This is a genomic window from Streptomyces sp. NPDC025618 (assembly GCF_055558795.1).
Genome location: NZ_JBVHLW010000005.1, coordinates 1 through 16,495, shown reverse-complemented (window position 1 = coordinate 16,495; position 16,495 = coordinate 1). Strand labels below are relative to the sequence as shown.

Genomic DNA, 16,495 nt, shown 5'->3' with positions numbered 1-16,495 from the left:
CTATATTGCGCAACTGTGCAAGTGAAGCGGCTGTCGCCCCGCGCGACCGCCCGAACGGATGGGGAGCGCGCATGGCCGCCAGGCGAACCGAGACCCTGGGGGAGGCGGCGGGACGGCAGGGCGCGCGGTCCCGCACCGCCCCCCGCGCGTCGGCCCGGGTGCCCGGCCCGAGATCCGGCCGGGGCGCCGCGCGCGACACCCGGCTCCGCGCCGCCCGCCCGCTGCTGCTCGGCGCGGGAGCCCTGCTGGCGGCCGGGGCCGTCGCGGACGAGGCCCGCGGCACCGGACTGGGCTGGGTCTTCACGCTCGCCGCCGCCCTCGCCGCCGCTCTCGCGGCCCTCGCCTGCTCCCGCGCGCGGAGCTGGTGGGCCTTCGCCCTGCCACCGTGGGTCATCGCCGTGGTGGGCCTGACGGCCCAGCTCCTCGCCGACTCGTCCGCCAAGGGCGGCAACGCGGCCACGTCCATGGCCACGGCGCTGCACTGGGCCAACGACACCTTCCCCGCCATGGTCGCCGCAGAGACCTCGGTGCTCGCGGTACTCATCTTCCGTACCGTACGGTCCAGGCGACACAGGAGGGCCGTCCATGCGTGACCGACACCGTTCCGCCGACCGGGCGCAGGCCCGCCGCGACCCGCGTGGCCGGAGCCGCGGCGGCCGCCCCGCCCGGGCCACGGCCGCCGCCCGGGTCGCGGTCTGCCTCACCTCGGCCGCCGTCATGCTGACCAGCGGCGTCGGCTGGTTCGCCTACCACTGGGTCAACAACGGCCTCATCACCTCAAGCGCGCTGGACGCCCTGCGCAAGGGCGCGCCGCCGAGGCTGGACGACTCGGTGAACCTCCTGCTCATCGGCCTGGACAGCCGCAAGGACATGGACGGCAACGACCTGCCCAGGGAGTTCGTCCAGCAGGAACTGCACGCGGGCTCCAGCGACATCGGCGGCTACAACACCAACACGCTGATCCTGATGCACATCCCGCCGGGCGGCGGCAAGGTCACCGCCTTCTCCATCCCGCGCGACGACTACGTCGAGATCGCCGGCGGCCGCGGGGAGCACAAGATCAAGGAGGCGTACGGCATCGCCAAGGCCGAGGCCGAGGACAAGCTCAGGGCCCAGGGGGTCAAGGGCGCCGACCTCGAACACCGCAGCCGGGAGGCCGGACGGGAGGCCACCCTGGCCACCGTGCAGCAGTTCCTCGGCGTGCCGATCGACCACTTCGCCGAGGTCAACCTGCTGGGCTTCTACGACATCGCCAAGGTGGTGGAGCCGGTCCAGGTGTGCCTGAAGAAGCCGGTGCGCGACCGGTATTCCGGCGCGGACTTCCCCGCCGGCCTGCAGGATCTCGACGCCCGGCAGGCCCTGGCCTTCGTGCGCCAGCGGCACGGCCTGACCGGCGGCGACCTCGACCGCACCCACCGGCAGCAGGCGTTCATCTCCTCCGTCACGCACAAGCTCAAGTCGCAGGGCGTGTGGAGCGACCTCGGCAAGCTCCAGGGGCTGTTCGACGTCGTCAAGAAGGACGTCGTCATCGACGACCGCTGGAACATCCTCGACTTCGCCCGGCAGGCCCCCAACCTCACCGGTGGGAACGCCGAGTTCCACACTCTGCCGATCGCCGGATTCGCCACCCGTAAGGGGGAGGATGTCAACCTGGTGGATCCGGTGAAGGTGAGATCCCTCGTTCAGGCGATGATCGGGCGCTGGCCGCCCACGCCGGACCAGCCGCCGGCGCCCGCCCCCAGCGCCGCCCCCGCCGACGTGCGCTCGACCACCGTGGACGTGCACAACGCCTCCGGCGTCGTGGGCGCCGCCGCGGCCGAGTCCACGTCCGCGAGCGCCCTGGGCTACCGCGCGGGCCAGGTCGCCAACGCGCCGTCCTCGCACACGACATCCGTCGTCTACGGCAAGGGCGCCGAGGACGCGGCCCGGAGGATCGCCGCCTCGTACGGGGTGAACGCCGTCCCGGGGGCGGGTGTCCCGGCGGGACACGTTCTCGTGACCCTCGGCATCGGCTTCACGAAGCAGGCGGCCCCGCCCGCCGCCGCGCCCCGCCCCTCCGACGGCGACGCCAAGCCGGGAGGGTCCGCGCCGTCACCGGTGCCGTCGGACGCGTTCCAGGGCGACGCGGTGAAGATGGGCGGCGTCCCCTGCGTGGACTGACGGCCCCGAGGCCGCCGGCCGGCGGGGGAATCTCCCGCACGCGCGAGCGACGCGCGACAATCGAGGGGACCGGGAAGGACACGGTCACCCTGACGGAAGGAAGCAAGCGTGCGGCACCCCTGGAAGCGACGGATCGGGCTCGCCGCCGTGGCCGCGGTGGCGGCCGCCACCGCGGTGGCGTGCGGCGGGCACGGACCGGAGGCCGCGACCCCGGCGAAGGGCCCGTCGTCCGCCGCGACGGGCAGCCCCGGGCCGAGCGCGTCGGCGGCGGCCGGTGACCAGGACTCCGCCCACTGGGCCCCGCAGGTCGAGACGTACGCCAAGAAGGCGGGCATCGACCCCCAGCTGCTGATGGCGATCCTCTACAACGAGTCCTACAAGCCGCACGACCCCGCCCTGGAGCGGGCCTGGCAGCGCATCAAGGGGGACTCCGCGCTGGGCATCGCGAACATGCACAAGGCGGCCTTCAACGACACGAAGGCGGGCCGGGACTTCGCCGACCGCGACTGGCAGGACCTGCCCGACGACCCCGCCCTGGCGATCGAGGCCGCCGCCTGGCACCTCCACGACCTCGCCGCGCAGCTGCCGTCGGCACGCGGCGGCACGTACACCAGGAACGAGCTGCTGGCCCTCGGCTACAACACGGGCGGGGGCAACATGCTGGCCTTCGCCCGCGGCGCCAAGCCCGGCACGGAGGCGCAGTCCTATCTGGACCGCCTGCACCGGAACTGGGCCAAGGCCGGGGAGGCCGTGGGCAGGCGGTGATGGCCGGTGGGCCGCCGGAGGGATCCGGCGGCCCGGGCCCGTGCGGGCTTTCCCGGTGCGTCAGCTGACGTTGACGGCGCTCCAGGCGGCACCGACCGCCTGGTACTCGCCGCTGTTGGTGCCGTACAGATCACCGGCGGCCTGGAGCGTGGCCTGGCGGGCCGCCGCGTAGTTGGTCGTCGAGGTGAAGTACGTGGTCAGCGCCTTGTACCAGATGGCCAGGGCCTTGTCGCGGCCTATGCCCGTGAGGGTGGAGCCGTCGGAGGTCGGGCTGTCGTACGAGAAGCCGTTGATCGTCTTCGCGCCGCTGCCCTCGGACAGCAGGTAGAAGAAGTGGTTGGCGATGCCGGACGAGTAGTGCACGTCCACATTGCCGGCGTCCGCGCTCCAGTAGTCGAGCGAGGCGCCGTCCTTGCTGGGCTGGTCCATGTAGCGCAGCGGCTTGCCGTCGCCGTTGATGTTGATCTGTTCGCCGATGAGGTAGTTGGCGGGGGTCTTCGGGTTGTTGGCGAAGAACTCGACCCCGGTGCCCATGATGTCGCTGGTGGCCTCGTTGAGGCCGCCGGACTCACCCGCGTACTCCAGCCCGGCGGTGGCGGAGGTGACGCCGTGCGACATCTCGTGGCCCGCCACGTCGAGCGCGGTCAGCGGGTTGTTGTTGCCCTGGCCGTCGCCGTAGGTCATGCAGAAGCAGGAGTCGTCCCAGAAGGCGTTCACGTAGTTGTCGCCGTAGTGGACGCGGGAGGACGAGGCGACGCCGTCGTTGCGGATGCCGCTGCGGCCGAACGTCTGCTTGTAGAAGTCCCAGGTCTCCTGCGCGCCGTAGTGGGCGTCGACGCCGGCCGTCTGCCGGTTGCTCTGGGTGCCGTCGCCCCAGGTGTCGGAGGAGTTGGTGAAGAGCGTGCCGCTGCCGGAGGTGCCCTGCTTGAGGTCGGTCGTGCGGTGGCCGCCGCGGGTGTTGTCGAGCAGCTGGTAGGAGCCGCCGCTCCGGGTCGTCCCGATGGTGACCTGGCCGTTGTACTCGCCGGTGCCGGTGCCGGTCTCGATGCCGTCGAAGGAGTACAGCTTCTTGCCGGTGTTCGCGTCGGTGATGACGTGCAGCTGGCTGGGCGTGCCGTCCTTCTGGACGCCGGTGACGACCGTCTCCCAGGCCAGGACCGGCTTCCCGGTCACGGCCCAGATCACCTTCCGGGCGTTGAGCGGCGTCACCTTGGCGGTCTTGGCGTCCGAGGCCGCGCTCAGCGCGCTCTTCTGCGCGGTGGCCGCCGGGACCTTGGGGGTGGTGCTCGGCACGGCGACGCTTTGGGCCTTCGACGCCTTGGTGACGCTCTGCCGCTTGCCCTTGACGTGGACGACCAAGTCGCCGCCGAGGACGGGCAGTCCGGCGTACGTGCGGTCGTAGCGGGTGTGCACGGTGCCGTCGGCGTCCTTGACGACGTCCTTGACGACCAGCTTCTCCTGCGCGCCGAGGCCCAGGGAGCGGGCGGTGGCCGTGCTGTCGCCCTGGGCGGCGGCCAGGAGGGCGGTGCGCTGGGCCGTGGAGAGGTGGGCGGCGGTGGCGGCAGTGGCAGCCACGTGGTCCGGGGCCGGTGCGGCTCCCGCGGATCCCACCTGAACCCCGGCGGCCACCAGGGCGGCGAGGGCGACGACGGTGGCGCTGCTTCTGACACGGCGCGAAGAGTGGGGGGTAGATCTCACGCGGCCTCCTTATGCCTGGCCGCTGGTGGCGGCCCGCTGCGCGGCGGCACGGGCGTGCCGCCGGTGGTGCGTGGGTGCATGGGGTTCGGACTGCGCTCACCGATGTGCGCTCTGTGCCCGAACCGAGGCGAGCGTGCCACCGATTCCGCGAACTTGGCAGGTTCACGACGGAAAGTTGGCCGTGAGTTGACCGATGGGCGAATCCTCGCGTCCGATATCCGGAACATGGCGCGCGTGGGCGGATGTTCACCGTGCCGCGCCGCCGGCGCCCCCGCGGCGAGCTCGCTCGCCCGTGCGGGTGATATCTCGTCACCCGGTGACGCCGGACAGCGGCCGCCGCCCCCCGGCGCGCGACCATTTCCCGGGTGGGGGTTCGTGACGATCGGCCCCAGCCCAGACCGTTTCCCCTTGCGTGGAGGTGCCGTGTACACCACCGAGCCAGTCGCCGTGTCACTTCATCCGTCGTCCCAGGAGGATCAGCTGGCCGAGGACTACGCCAGCCTCCTCGGCACCGTCTCCCGTATCGACCAGGCCGTGCGCGACGGCGCCTGGGACGGCGTGCGCGACGAGCTCGACCAGCTCATCAGCGCGGCCGAGGACATGTGGGCCACCCTCTCCGAGACGGACGACGACGCCGAGGACGGCGACCGCTACCAGGCACCCGTCACCATCTCCGCCGACCCCGCGACGGTCCGCCGGCTCATCGCCCTCTACGCCGAGCCGCACAGCGTCGGCAGGCTCCTCCACCCCGCGCCGTCCGACGGCCGGGCCCAGGACGCCGACGACCCGGGCCGGACGCTCCTCGACGACGAATTCCTCGACGAGGAGCTGCCCTCCGCCGCACCCTGACCCACCCCCTCCGCTCCGGAATCCTTCGGAGCGGATTTATTTCTTTGCTCATTCGAACTTATATGCGTCATACTTGGGCGTCCCCCCACGATTTCGACCATCTCCGCACCTGTGTGAGGGCCCCTGCCCGATGGGCGTTTCTCTGCGCGCGCTGCGCGCTCTCGTTCTGCTCGCCGGTTTCTATCTGCTGGGCCTCTTCGTGCTCGGCGCCTTCGCCGCTCTCGGCTGGGCCGCGTATCAATGGACGCAGCCCGTCATCGCGTTGAAGCTCTGCATCGTTCTCGTTCTGCTCGCCATTCCCGTCGTACGCGGCATGTGCCTGCTCCGTACGCCCGACGACGACGGCGGGAGCGGCCTCGCGGTCACCGACGCGCAGCAGCCCCTGCTGTGGTCCACCGTGCGCGAGGTGGCCGAAGCGGCGGGCACCCGGGCGCCTGACGAACTCGTCCTCACCGGCGAGGTCAACGCCTCCGTCTCCGAGAACGCCCGCCTGCTCGGGCTGCTGCCGGGACGGCGCCGGCTATATATCGGCGTGCCGCTGATGACGGGACTCGGCGAGAGCCAACTGCGCGCCGTGCTCGCCCATGAATTCGGCCACTACGGAAATGCCGACACCCGCATCTCGGCCATCACCCTGCGCGGCCGGTACAGCGTCGCGCGCACCGTCAACTCCTTCATGGAAAGGGCCGAGAACCGCGTCAGCAAGGAACGCGCGCGGCAGGAGAAAGCCGCCGGAAAGGCCCTGCGCAAGGGCCGCGAGGCCAAGGAGATCAACACCAGGGGCGCCGGGTTCGGCTATCGCATGATGGCCAGACCCTTCATCGCCTACGGCTCGTTCTCTCTGCGCGCGACGCAGAGCGCGGGCCGGCGGCAGGAACTCGCCGCCGACCGCGTGGCCGCGCGCATCGCGGGCCGAGAGGCCGCCGCCTCCGCCCTCCGCGAGGTCGCCGTGCTCGACGCCGCCCACGACGCCTACCTCACCGGCTACGCCACCGTGGGCGCCCCGGCGGGACTGCTGCCGCCGCACGGTCAGTTCTACGGCGGTCTGCGCCACCTGCTGGCCGAGCCCGGCAGGCAGAGCGAACTGGAAGAGCTGCGGCACGACCTGCCCCAGGCCGCGGCCTCCCCCTACGACGCCCACCCGCCGGTCACCGAGCGGATCCGGCTGATCCGCGAGCTCCCGGACGACGGCCGCGCCACCGCTGCCCCCGAACGGCCCGCCCTGGCACTGCTGCACGACCCCGAGCGGGTCTGCGCCGACCTCGAAACGGCCACGTTCGTCCCGGAGGCCCTGGCCATGCGCCGCGCGCAGTGGCCCGAGCTCCTTCACTTCGGCAGGCGCGCGCGGTGCGAGGAGGAGGCCGGGCCGCTGCGGCACGCGATCACCGCGACCACGGGCGGCGACCCCACCCTGCGCGCGCTCCTGGACGCCGCCGACGCCGGCGCGCTGTGGCGGATCGCCGACCGGCTCCCCAAGTCGGAGGCGGCGGGCCGGGCGAGCGGCCGCGCCGCCCGCGAGTTCGTACGCCCCGATCTGCGCAGCGCCCTGGCGCGGCTCCTGGTGCTGGAGCTCGTCGACGCCCGGCTGGCCTGGTGGGAGATGTCCTGGGCCGAGCCGGCACGGCTGCGTCTGCCGGAGGGCTACGAGGAGCTGATCCCGGCCGCGCTCGACGCCGCCGTCGCGGACTCCCCGGACACCGTACCCCTGCGCGCGCTCCTGCCGCGGCAGTCCTCCCCTTCCCCGTGATTCCCGCCGGGCGATCATCCCGGCTCCAAGCGAAACGAGCTCAACCCCCGTGCCACGACTGCTTCCCCTCATCGTCATCGGCGTCTGTGTCTTCCTCTGGTTCAGGTCCAGGAAGCGGGCCGCCGAGCGGACCGGCCGGGTGACGGCCCCGAAGCCGCCCTCCGACGGGCTGTCCAAGGAGGCCGTCCGGCTGGGCTTCCTCCCGGAGAGCCGGCAGAACACCGACCGGTCGATGCCCGACCCCGAACTCGAAACCCTGCGGGCCTCCGTCGCGCGCGGCGAGTGGGAGCCCGCGGCGGTGTTCCTCGCCGCCACCGGCCGGGACTGGGAACGCCGGTCCGCCGCGATCATCGACCTCGCCGACGCCGCTTCCGAGGAGGACGGCTGGCTCACGGCCTGGGAGACCGCCCGCCCCGATGACCCGGACGCCGCGGCCGTGCGCGCGAAGTCCACGGTCTTCCTCGCCTGGCAGTTGCGGGGCAGCCACGTGGCCAAGGAGACCAGCCGCGAGCAGTTCGAGGGCTTCCACCGTGTGCTGAGCCGCTCCCGCGACGACATCGCGCGCGCCGCCGAGCTCAACCCCGAGGACCCCTCGCCGTACATCACCGAGATCTGGACCGGCCTCGGCCTCGGCTATTCGCACGAGCGGATGCACGAACTGTGGGCGCAGATCACCGCCAGGGCGCCCTTCCACTACGAGGCGCACTACAGCGCGCTCCAGTACTGGTGCGCGAAGTGGCGCGGCTCCGAGGAACTGGCCCACGACTTCGCCGCGCGCGCCGCCGCCGGAGCCCCGGCCGGGACCCTGCTCCCGGCCCTGCGCCTGGTCGCCCTGTTCGAGCACCAGGAATACCCCCTGCGGGTGAGGGCCTACCGCACGCCGGAGGCCAGGGCCATGGTCGACGCCGTACTCGCCGACCTGCCGGCTGCCCCGCCGACGCATCCGCGACTCGCCGAAGTCCGCCACCTGCTGGCGTTCTTCCTGGTGCAGCAGCAGCGTCACGCGGAGGCGCTGGAGCAGTTCCGGCACGTGGACGGCCATGTGGGAGCGAATCCCTGGAGCCTCTTCGGGGACACGGCGAAGCTCTACTGCCGCTTCCGCGAGCGGGCGATCGACGGCGCGAGCTGACCCGCCGCCTTCCGGCGCGGGCGCGCTCAGCGGGACGGGCCATCCCCGCCGCGTGCCCGCGCGAAGTGCTCCTCCGTGATCTCGTACGTCGGGCTCGCGTACAGGCCCCGCTCCCGCCGCGCCGGATCGGGATGCTGATTGCGGCAGAGCCGCTCGGCGAGCTCGCGCAGCGCCGGCATCCGCGGCACGGCCCCGCCGAGGGCCTCCGGACGCCCGGTGAAGGCGTCCTCGAGAACGCACAGCAGCCCCGCGTACTCCACGTTGAACCGGTCGGCGGCCCGGCGCCCCTCGCTTCCCGGCGGATAGTCCGCGACCCTGGCCCGGGTATCGATGGGATACGCCCCCGCCCAGTCCACGTCGAGGGCCGGGCCCGTGGGGCCGGAGGCGGGCGTGTCGTACGGCCCGTACGTCCGCTGCCGGCGGATCTCGTCGAACCGGAAGTAGTGCGCGGGCTCCCTGACTTCGCCGAAGACGCGGTCGTCGCTGTTGAAGACCGTCCGGTCCGCGCCCTCACCCTGCTCGGTGATGACCCGCAGGGCCTCCAGCGCGGAGGCCAGGTCCGTGACCGGGAAGATCTCGCCGCCGGAGTTGTAGAAATGCTCGGGTCCGGCCTGCCGGGCGGGGTCGCCGCGGAAGAGCTCCGCCTCGCCCAGCTCCGCCGCGAGCCGCCGCAGGCCCACGCCGATCGTGCGGTAGAACTGCCCGATCGAGGTCCACCCCTCGTCGTCCGCCACCGAGGGGTGGCCGGGTGGCCCGGCCACGTACTCCGGGCGCTCGATGCGCAGGAACGTCTCCAGCGCCTCGATTCCGAAGTGCCGCAGCGCGACGGGGACACGGTCCTTGCTGTACGGCAGCCGGGCGGGATAGCCGGTGACGAAGCGGGAGTGCGCCACCAGCGGCCTGCCGTCGACCGCGTTGAGCACATTGGCGACGAGCGCCATGTGGAGCATCTCCTCCAGCACGACCGCCCGCACCGCGTAGCGGGCGGGGCGGTTGGCGCCGGGCCGCAGGGTGTACATCGCGGTGAGGTACGGCGGGATGGTGAGGTGTTCGAGCGTCAGCGCCGCCTGGAGGAAGAGGTGCAGATCGGCGCGGTCGCGCGGCACCCGGAACGGCGGCTCCTCCACGAGGGCGAGCTCCTCCGCGCTGGTCGTCATGACGGCCCCTCCGGGCTTCGGTGATGGGCGGCGGGGCGCTGGCGCGGGCCGGGGAACGTACCGCCCCCGGCCGCCGGAGCCGTCCGTACGGCCACCGGCCGGTGCAGCTCCGTCAGTTCGCGGTGGATCCGCTCACCGCTGCGCAGGGCGAGGGCGGCCAGCGTCAGCGACGGGTTGGAGGTGCCCACCGACGGCATGCTGCCGGCGCCCACGGCATAGAGATTGGGATGGTCCCAGCAGCGCTGCCACGCGTCGACGACGGACGTGTCGCGGGAGTGGCCCATGAGGTGCGTGCCCGCCCCGTGCCCGGCGCCGTGGAAGACCCAGTCGCGTCCGGCGAAGCGGAAGAAGCCGGGGGAGTAGGGCCCCGGGCCGTACGCGGTGCGGTCGTCGGCGCCGAGCAGGGCGAAGATCCGGTCGGAGACGGCCCGCGCGGCGGCCATCCCGCGCTTCACCCGGTCCGACAGGTCGTAGGTGAGGCGCGGCCGGGGGATGCCGAGCCGGTCGCGCAGGCTCGGGTCGAGGGTGACCCTGTTGCGCTCCTCGGCCTCCTGCTCCAGCGCGAACTGGAGGGAGAACTGGCGGCCGATCTCCTCGCCCAGGGCCGTGCGCAGCGCGCTCCCGAACAGGCTCCGGCCGCGCGGCTGGCAGGAGTCGCCGGTGATGCCGAGCAGCCGGGCCACGTCGCTGGCGGGCGCGCCGGCCGGCCAGCTCCAGCCCCAGTTGCTGATCTCGACGCGGAAGGGCGCGCGGTCGCGCCGGAGGCGGCCCGAGCGGAACCCCTCCAGCCCGGAGGTCGAGGCCGGGCCGCGGAAGGGCCCCACCGGCGCGGGCAGCAGGCCCCAGGTGAGCAGCACCGGGTGGTCCATGAGATTGCGGCCCACCTGCCCGCTGTGCCCGGCGAGCCCGGAGAGCAGGAGCAGCTTGGCGTTCTCGACGGCGTGCGCGGCCAGGACGACGACGTCGGCCTCGGCGGTGCGCGTGGTGTGCGCGGGGGAGGCCGGGTCGTCGTACGCCAGATACTCGACGCCCGACACCCGCCCGTCGCCCCGGCTCAGGACGCGGCTGACGACGGCCCGGGTGATGAGTGTGACCCGGCCGGACCAGCGGGCCCGGGTCTTGAGCGGGGTGTATTTGGCCTGCGCGGGGCAGATCGGCACGCACGAGGCGTTGCCCACGCACCGCTCGCCGTAGTTGGGCAGCCCGGCCGCGCCGACGGGGCGGTATCCGCGGCCTCCGTCGTAGCGCGGATCCGGAGTGCTGTTGCGGGCGTGCGGGGTGGTGACCACCCGCAGGACGGTGTCCGGGGCGTCGTCGGACTCCTTGACGGCGATCCCGTCGAGCCCGGCGGCGAGGAAGCGGTCGAGGTGACTGCGGGGGATCTCCCGCATCGGATAGACATAGCCTTCGGGGAAGGGCAGGCCGATGGCCTCGGCCTGCTCGGCGGCGTCGCCCGCGACGCCCAACTCCCTTTCCGCGGCGCGGTAGTGGGGCTCCAGATCGGCGTACCCGATCGGCCAGTCCCTGCCGTATCCATAGGCGCTGCGGACGGCGAAGTCCTCCGGGAGCATGCGTGGCGTGAGACCGAGCCAGTGCAGCGCGGTGCCGCCCGCGGCCCGTAGATAGTCGCTGCCGTACGGCAGGGGGCCGTCCTGGAGGAGGTAGCCGTGGGCGCGGTAGCCGCCGCCGGGCAGCCCCTCGGTGTCGAGGACGTCGGGGGAGGGGGCGGCGGGGTTGGCGCGGTAGGGCGAGTTGGGAACCTTGGCCGAGGCGGAGTAGAAGGTGTCGAGCGCGTCGAGGTGGCCGGGCCAGGTGCTCAGGGTGTCGGTGCCGGCCTCCAGGACGAGCACCCGCCAGCCCCGGTCGCCCAGCTCCTTGGCGAGGAGCGTGCCGGCCAGCCCGGCACCGACCACGATCACGTCGTGGCGCCGCCCGGGGTGCGGTGCCGTCGTGCTCATCGGGCGTCGCCCCGGCCCGCGTCGGCGCGGGCCGGCCCGCTCGCGCCCGGTGGCGGGTCGGCCCAGGTGCCGAACCCGGGCGCCTTGGCGCCCGCGGGGTGCCCGTGGAAGGTCCGCCAGACCAGGCCCTCCGTGTACGCCTCGGGCGAGACCGTGAAGGCGACGTTCGCCCGCTCCCGGCCGAGCGCGGCGTGGACGGACCGGGCGAGCTGCGGCCAGACGCCGAGATACCACAGGTGGGTGATGGCGCGGGCGATGTCACGCGAGGTCTCGTCCACCAGCCGGTCCGGGTCGCCGCCCGCCGCCTCCATGTCCGTGAGGAAGCGGCCGACCGCCGCGTGCCCGAGCTGGTCGAGCGTCGTGTCGTGGTAGAGCCGGACCATTCCGGTCGCGTACAGATCGAAGGCGTCGAAGCCTGTCAGCCGGGCGGAGAGGCCGACGAACCCTGGAAGTTCCGCTGTCATCCGCGACCACCCGTCTGAGAGGACTTGTCACCTTTCTAGCGGAGGGTCCGGTAAGCGGAGAAGATGGAGGAACTCACTTCACCCGTAAGGGTGTTCGCGGACGAGGGGCCCGGCGGCGCGCGCCGGGCCCTGCCGGGTTCAGGTGCCGGGCTTGCGGCCGTAGACGAAGACGTTGTCGCCGTTGTGGAGCATGGACCAGTACTTCTTCGCGTCGCCTGGGCGCATGTTGACGCAGCCGTGCGAGCCCGGCGGCGACCAGACGCTGCCGGCTATCGCGTGGAACGCCTGTCCGCCGTCGAAGAACTGGGCATAGGGCATGCGGATGTTGTAGAGCGTGGACCAGTGGTCGGCCGAGCGCCAGTAGATCTTCTTCGCGCCCGTCCGCGTCGCATAGCCCTTCCGCCCTGTCCGCACCGGCACGGGGCCGAACTTGACCGCCTTGCCGTCCTGTATCCAGCTGATCTGGCGGCTGAGGTCGACGCAGGCGACGCGCCCCTTGTTCACGGGGCACTTCCCGGCCGCGTTGGGATCGCGCCGGGTGAGCTCCGCCCGCATCGCGGCCCAGGTGACCGGGCCCGCGTAGCCGATGTCCGGGCTGATGCCGTTCTTGGTCTGGTAGCTCCGGATCGCCCGGCAGTCCGCCGCCGACTGGCGGCCGTCGACCGGTCTGCCCAGGAACTCCTCGACGTTCTTCTGGTACGGGCCCGTCCGCGTCGTACAGGCCGCCGCCTGCGCCGTGCCGCCGATCGCGACGGTCAGGGGGGCCGCGAGGCCGACCGCGCCGAGCGCGACGCCCAGCCGGCGCGCGAGGGCGGAGGCTGCTTTCCTCTTCGCTTCTGCACTCATAACACATATGACAACGGAGGCAGTTGAGGGGTTGCGGCCCGCTGTCCCATGGGACGGAAAAGTTGCCGAGGGGCGCGAGGGCCTGCCCGGGGCGCGGGTGGGCCCTCGCGCGCCGGTCAGGAGATGTTGGCGCCGGTGGGGAGGGAGCCGATGACGACCGGGGACAGAATGACGATCTTGTTCCAGGCGAAGTCGTACTTGTCCATCGCGGCCGGACTGGTGATCCAGCGCTTGACGCCGTTGCTGATCAGATAGACCTGCGGCGCGTCGGGGGACTTGCCGAGAATGGCACCGTCGGACAGCTGCCCGCCATCGTCGATGCTGTTGATGTCGACAACTGACTGGATGCCGTCCCAGCCGCGGAACAGGTTGTTGTACGTATTCGGATTGGGGATCCAGCGGCGCTTGCCGTCGAGGACGAGATAGATGGCCGGGCTGTTGATGCCCTTGACGCGCTTGCCGTTGAGCTCCGGATGCGGCCGGGAGAGCCGGCTGTCCGACTGGTGAACGGCGGCGGTGCCGGAACCGGCGCCGACGGCCTGCGCCGCTGGCACGGCCGTGAGCACGGCCAGGGGGACGACGGTGAGACTCAGTGCAGCGAACCACGAGCGTCTTTTCACGGGTTCCTCCGCGGAATCGGGAAAGGCGACGGGGATCCTTGATTCCCGCAAATACCTCCCTCGCCTTTATGGCTGCTTCACATTCCACGGTGCCCAACATGATTGTCAATGTGCGGGGGAGGGCGGGGAAAGACGGTCATCGATTCTCCGCCAGGGGCGGTGGCGGCAATTCCGCGCAGGCGGCGGCCGCCTTCCCCGGCTGTACGGAGCCGGTCGGCGCGCGCGAACCGGAAGCCCCCGCGGGCGGCCCGCCCGGACCGCCGGACGGGGGCGACATGGCCGGAATCACCGGTCCGCGAGCGGACACCCGGTTCACCCCGAGGCGGGCGGCACCATGGCGTCCCGCCCGTCCAGCGCCCGTACGACACGGGCCGGATTCCCGACGGCCAGCACACCGGACGGCAGGTCCTTGGTCACCACCGCCCCGGCCCCGACCACGGTGTTCTCCCCGATGGTCACCCCCGGGCAGACGATGACCCCCGCCCCCAGCCAGACGTTGTCCCCGACCACGATGGGCAGACCCCGCTCCCACCCGGCCCTCCGGCGTTCCGGATCCAGCGCGTGCGTCGGCGTCACCAGCTGGACATTCGGGCCGATCTGGACATCCGCGCCGATCGTGATGGGCGCCACGTCCAGGAACACCGCGCCGAAATTGACGAACGTATCCGCACCGATGCTGATGTACGAGCCGAAGTCGCAATGAAAGGGAGCGCGGATACGCACCCTTTCCCCGACGGACCCGAGCAGTTGTCCAAGAATTTCCCGGCGCTCCGCCGGGGAACCCGCGGCCGCGTTGTACGCCGCGCACAGCCCGGCCCGGCGCTCGGAATCCTCGCGCAGTTCCTCGTCGTCGGGGATGTACCACTCCCCGGCCAGCATCCGCTCCTTGTTCACGCCCACGCGGGTGTCCTCTCCTCGGATCGGGACACGTTTCCGGAGCGACGGCAGGGCCGTCAAGGAAATTCCCCCGCCGTGACACGGCGAAGAGCCGGTCGGCGGCGATGTCCCCATCGCCGCCGACCGGCTCCCGTCGCGGCCGGTGCCGCGCGACCGCTACAGGTGACGGGGGGTGAGCTCGGCCATCGCGGACCAGCCGCTGCCGGGGGCCTCGGTGCTGATGATCTGCGGAGTGGTGGCGATGGCGTCGGCCATCTTGTCCATGGCGGCCTTGAAGTGCGCCGAATTGACGTGCGCGTCACCGGCCTCGCGGGACGCGAAGCCCTCGACCAGGACGAACTGGTTCGGGTTGTCGACGCTGGTGGACCACTCGAAGAAGAGGTTGCCCGGCTCGTCGCGGGTCGCCTGGGTGAAATCGGCCACGATGTCCAGCCAGTTCTCGGTGTGCTCGGGGCGTACGTTCATCTTCACGACGATGAAGATCATCGATGTCTCCTGCGGTCTCGGGCGGCAGGGCCGTGCATACGGCGCCGAAGGTGATGGGCGGGCGAGAGCGCCCGTGTGCTGTCCACGGTGCGCCAGACCGCGGCGATTGCCGAAGCGGACACGGGCCCGATTCCGGCCCTGCCGGAAAATTGAGCCGAGCGGGAGACCCTACGCCGCGGCCGGCAGCGTCTGCGGACCCACGGGCCGGCGCGTGGCAGGGGCCGCGAGCCGCTCCGCCCCCTCGGGCACCGGCACCGAAGCGAAGATCGCGTCCTGCTGCTCCTGGAGCTCCTTGGCGCGCTCGGCCGGGGTGCCGGGAAGCCGCTGCTCCTCGTAGAGCTTGTGGGTCACCTCCTGCGCCCACTTGCTCGACGGGGTGTGGAACTGGACCTCGAAGACGTGGCCGGACCCGGGATCCCGCCAGGCCGAGTTGACGGCCTTGTAGCCCTTCGCGGAACCCCAGGTGTTGGACCACTTGGTGCTGTCGTTGCCCCAGCTCGACAGCAGCGATGCGGCCGAGGCCACGCCCTTGACGTAGCGGCCGTCCGGCCATTCCAGTGTGTAGCGGATCGAGTCGTTGATCTTGGCGAGCGCGCCGTCGGCCGTCTGGCCCGGCGTGGCCTTCAGCGACGTCGCGACCTTCCGCTTGAGCGAGTCGGCGGACTTCAGCCGCTGGTCGAAGCCGATGAGGGTGGCGTGGCTGATCTGGGCGACCGCCCTCATCTCGGGGCTGATCGCCTGCTCGGCCCGCTGGGCGCGGGCGAGGAAGTCGTCGACCTTCCTGTTCTCCGCGGCGTCGAGTGACAGCCCGTCACCGTGCCAACCGCCGTCGTCGAGCTGCCGCCCGGCCCCGACCACCTGACCGGAGGGCCCCGGGCGGGACTCGGCGGAGCCCTGCGCGACGGCGCCGGAGACGGAGGCGGCACCGAGGGCGGTGGCCAGCGCGGCCGCGGCCGCGAAGCGATGGAGCGTGCGGTGGATGGTCATACGCGTGATTCGTCCTTCTCTCGACGGGCGTCGCCCGCGCCGGCTGAAGCGCGGATCGAACGGTGTGCGGCGAGAGGTACAACGCGCGAAGCCGTCTCCGAGTAACCGAGGGGAGGGGCTGTACGGGTGGTTTATGGGCGCGCGATGAGTGTGATGGTCTGATAAATCACCTGATGGGTGGTTAGGTTCCTTGGGCTGGTTGTAGCGGTCTCTCCGGTGGGGGGAGTGGGTGGTGGTTGTGGTGGGTGGTGTGTGGGTGCCGGGTCCGGCGGGTGTGGTGTCGGGGGATGGGTGTGGGGATGGGGGTGGGGACGGGGTTGGGGTTGGGGTTGGGGGTGGTTATGACTATGTGGGTTTCAGTGAGTTGGCGGGGGTGGCGGGGGAGGTGCCGGAGGGGGTGTATCGGGTGGGGTTCCGGCGGTTGCGGGAGGGGGGTGGTGTGGGGGGTTTGTTGTTTTTGGTGTGTGGGGCGCCGGTGGTGGCGTTGGTGTTGTTGGTGTGGTTGTTGTGGCCGGTTCATTGGGTGGTGCGGGGTGGGTGGTTGGGGTGGGTGGATGGGTTGATGTTGATGTCGGTGGGGTTGGTTGAGGTTTTTCGTGTGGTGAATGTGGTGTCGGTGGCGCATGCGTCGTGGGTGGCGCGGGATCCGGTGCCGGTGCGGGCGCAGCCGGGGTGGCGGGTGGCGTTCTGTACGAGTTTTGTGCCGGGGAAGGAGCCGTTGTCGATGGTGGA

The 16,495-nt window shown here is 71.9% G+C and carries 16 protein-coding genes; 6 read left to right on the top strand and 10 right to left on the bottom strand.

All coding sequences use genetic code 11. The features are described from left to right. The first annotated feature begins 71 nt into the window (after positions 1-71). The 3 genes from ACZ4A5_RS07070 to ACZ4A5_RS07060 all read left to right on the top strand — a co-directional run bounded on the left by ACZ4A5_RS07070 (position 72) and on the right by ACZ4A5_RS07060 (position 2,925). Positions 72-593 (top strand): DUF6542 domain-containing protein, encoded by a 522-nt coding sequence (locus tag ACZ4A5_RS07070; RefSeq protein WP_467579190.1) that lies wholly within the window; start codon positions 72-74, stop codon positions 591-593. Continuing rightward, positions 586-2,160, top strand: a complete 1,575-nt coding sequence (locus tag ACZ4A5_RS07065; RefSeq protein WP_467579187.1) for an LCP family protein — start codon at positions 586-588, stop codon at positions 2,158-2,160. The genes ACZ4A5_RS07070 and ACZ4A5_RS07065 overlap by 8 nt, the downstream gene beginning before the upstream one ends. 108 nt (positions 2,161-2,268) lie before the next feature. Then, positions 2,269-2,925 carry a transglycosylase SLT domain-containing protein gene (locus tag ACZ4A5_RS07060; protein ID WP_467579184.1) on the top strand — a complete coding sequence of 219 codons (657 nt, stop codon included), beginning with the start codon at positions 2,269-2,271 and terminating at the stop codon, positions 2,923-2,925. Between the two features lie 60 nt (positions 2,926-2,985). Here ACZ4A5_RS07060 and ACZ4A5_RS07055 read toward each other — a convergent pair whose 3' ends face one another. After that, positions 2,986-4,623, bottom strand: a complete 1,638-nt coding sequence (locus ACZ4A5_RS07055) for a M4 family metallopeptidase (RefSeq protein ID WP_467579181.1) — start codon at positions 4,621-4,623, stop codon at positions 2,986-2,988. Between the two features lie 447 nt (positions 4,624-5,070). On the opposite strand from ACZ4A5_RS07055, the gene ACZ4A5_RS07050 reads away from it, so the two are divergent. From ACZ4A5_RS07050 to ACZ4A5_RS07040, 3 genes are all read left to right on the top strand, one after another. Beyond that, positions 5,071-5,472, top strand: coding sequence for a hypothetical protein (locus tag ACZ4A5_RS07050; protein WP_467579178.1), 402 nt, complete (start codon positions 5,071-5,073; stop codon positions 5,470-5,472). Between the two features lie 130 nt (positions 5,473-5,602). Then, entirely contained in the window at positions 5,603-7,219 is a 1,617-nt protein-coding gene (locus ACZ4A5_RS07045; protein ID WP_467579175.1) for a M48 family metalloprotease, read from the top strand. A gap of 49 nt (positions 7,220-7,268) precedes the next feature. Beyond that, positions 7,269-8,348: a hypothetical protein gene (locus ACZ4A5_RS07040; RefSeq protein ID WP_467579173.1), complete on the top strand. Its 1,080-nt coding sequence runs from the start codon at positions 7,269-7,271 to the stop codon at positions 8,346-8,348. A gap of 26 nt (positions 8,349-8,374) precedes the next feature. Here the strand turns inward: ACZ4A5_RS07040 and ACZ4A5_RS07035 are convergent, their stop codons facing one another. From ACZ4A5_RS07035 to ACZ4A5_RS06995, 9 genes are all read right to left on the bottom strand, one after another. Further along, on the bottom strand, positions 8,375-9,505 hold the full coding sequence (locus ACZ4A5_RS07035) for a ferritin-like domain-containing protein (protein WP_467579170.1): 1,131 nt from the start codon (positions 9,503-9,505) through the stop codon (positions 8,375-8,377). Further along, the gene (locus ACZ4A5_RS07030) at positions 9,502-11,463 is read right to left on the bottom strand and encodes a GMC family oxidoreductase (protein ID WP_467579167.1); all 1,962 of its coding nucleotides are present in this window, start codon (positions 11,461-11,463) and stop codon (positions 9,502-9,504) included. The genes ACZ4A5_RS07035 and ACZ4A5_RS07030 overlap by 4 nt, the downstream gene beginning before the upstream one ends. Beyond that, positions 11,460-11,927, bottom strand: coding sequence for a hypothetical protein (locus ACZ4A5_RS07025; RefSeq protein ID WP_467579164.1), 468 nt, complete (start codon positions 11,925-11,927; stop codon positions 11,460-11,462). The genes ACZ4A5_RS07030 and ACZ4A5_RS07025 overlap by 4 nt, the downstream gene beginning before the upstream one ends. A gap of 138 nt (positions 11,928-12,065) precedes the next feature. Beyond that, the gene (locus ACZ4A5_RS07020; RefSeq protein WP_467579161.1) at positions 12,066-12,773 is read right to left on the bottom strand and encodes a L,D-transpeptidase family protein; all 708 of its coding nucleotides are present in this window, start codon (positions 12,771-12,773) and stop codon (positions 12,066-12,068) included. Positions 12,774-12,889: 116 nt separating this feature from the next. Continuing rightward, positions 12,890-13,393 carry a hypothetical protein gene (locus ACZ4A5_RS07015; RefSeq protein ID WP_467579158.1) on the bottom strand — a complete coding sequence of 168 codons (504 nt, stop codon included), beginning with the start codon at positions 13,391-13,393 and terminating at the stop codon, positions 12,890-12,892. Between the two features lie 312 nt (positions 13,394-13,705). Further along, positions 13,706-14,293 carry a sugar O-acetyltransferase gene (locus ACZ4A5_RS07010; RefSeq protein WP_467579156.1) on the bottom strand — a complete coding sequence of 196 codons (588 nt, stop codon included), beginning with the start codon at positions 14,291-14,293 and terminating at the stop codon, positions 13,706-13,708. A gap of 153 nt (positions 14,294-14,446) precedes the next feature. After that, complete coding sequence (locus tag ACZ4A5_RS07005; protein WP_467579154.1) at positions 14,447-14,776, bottom strand: putative quinol monooxygenase; 330 nt, start codon at positions 14,774-14,776, stop codon at positions 14,447-14,449. A 168-nt stretch (positions 14,777-14,944) separates the two neighbouring features. After that, a complete protein-coding gene (locus tag ACZ4A5_RS07000; RefSeq protein ID WP_467579152.1) occupies positions 14,945-15,763 on the bottom strand; it encodes an ATP nucleotide 3'-pyrophosphokinase in 819 nt (272 codons plus the stop codon). Between the two features lie 516 nt (positions 15,764-16,279). Continuing rightward, a partial coding sequence (locus ACZ4A5_RS06995; RefSeq protein ID WP_467579150.1) for a hypothetical protein occupies positions 16,280-16,495 on the bottom strand: 216 nt, incomplete at its 5' end.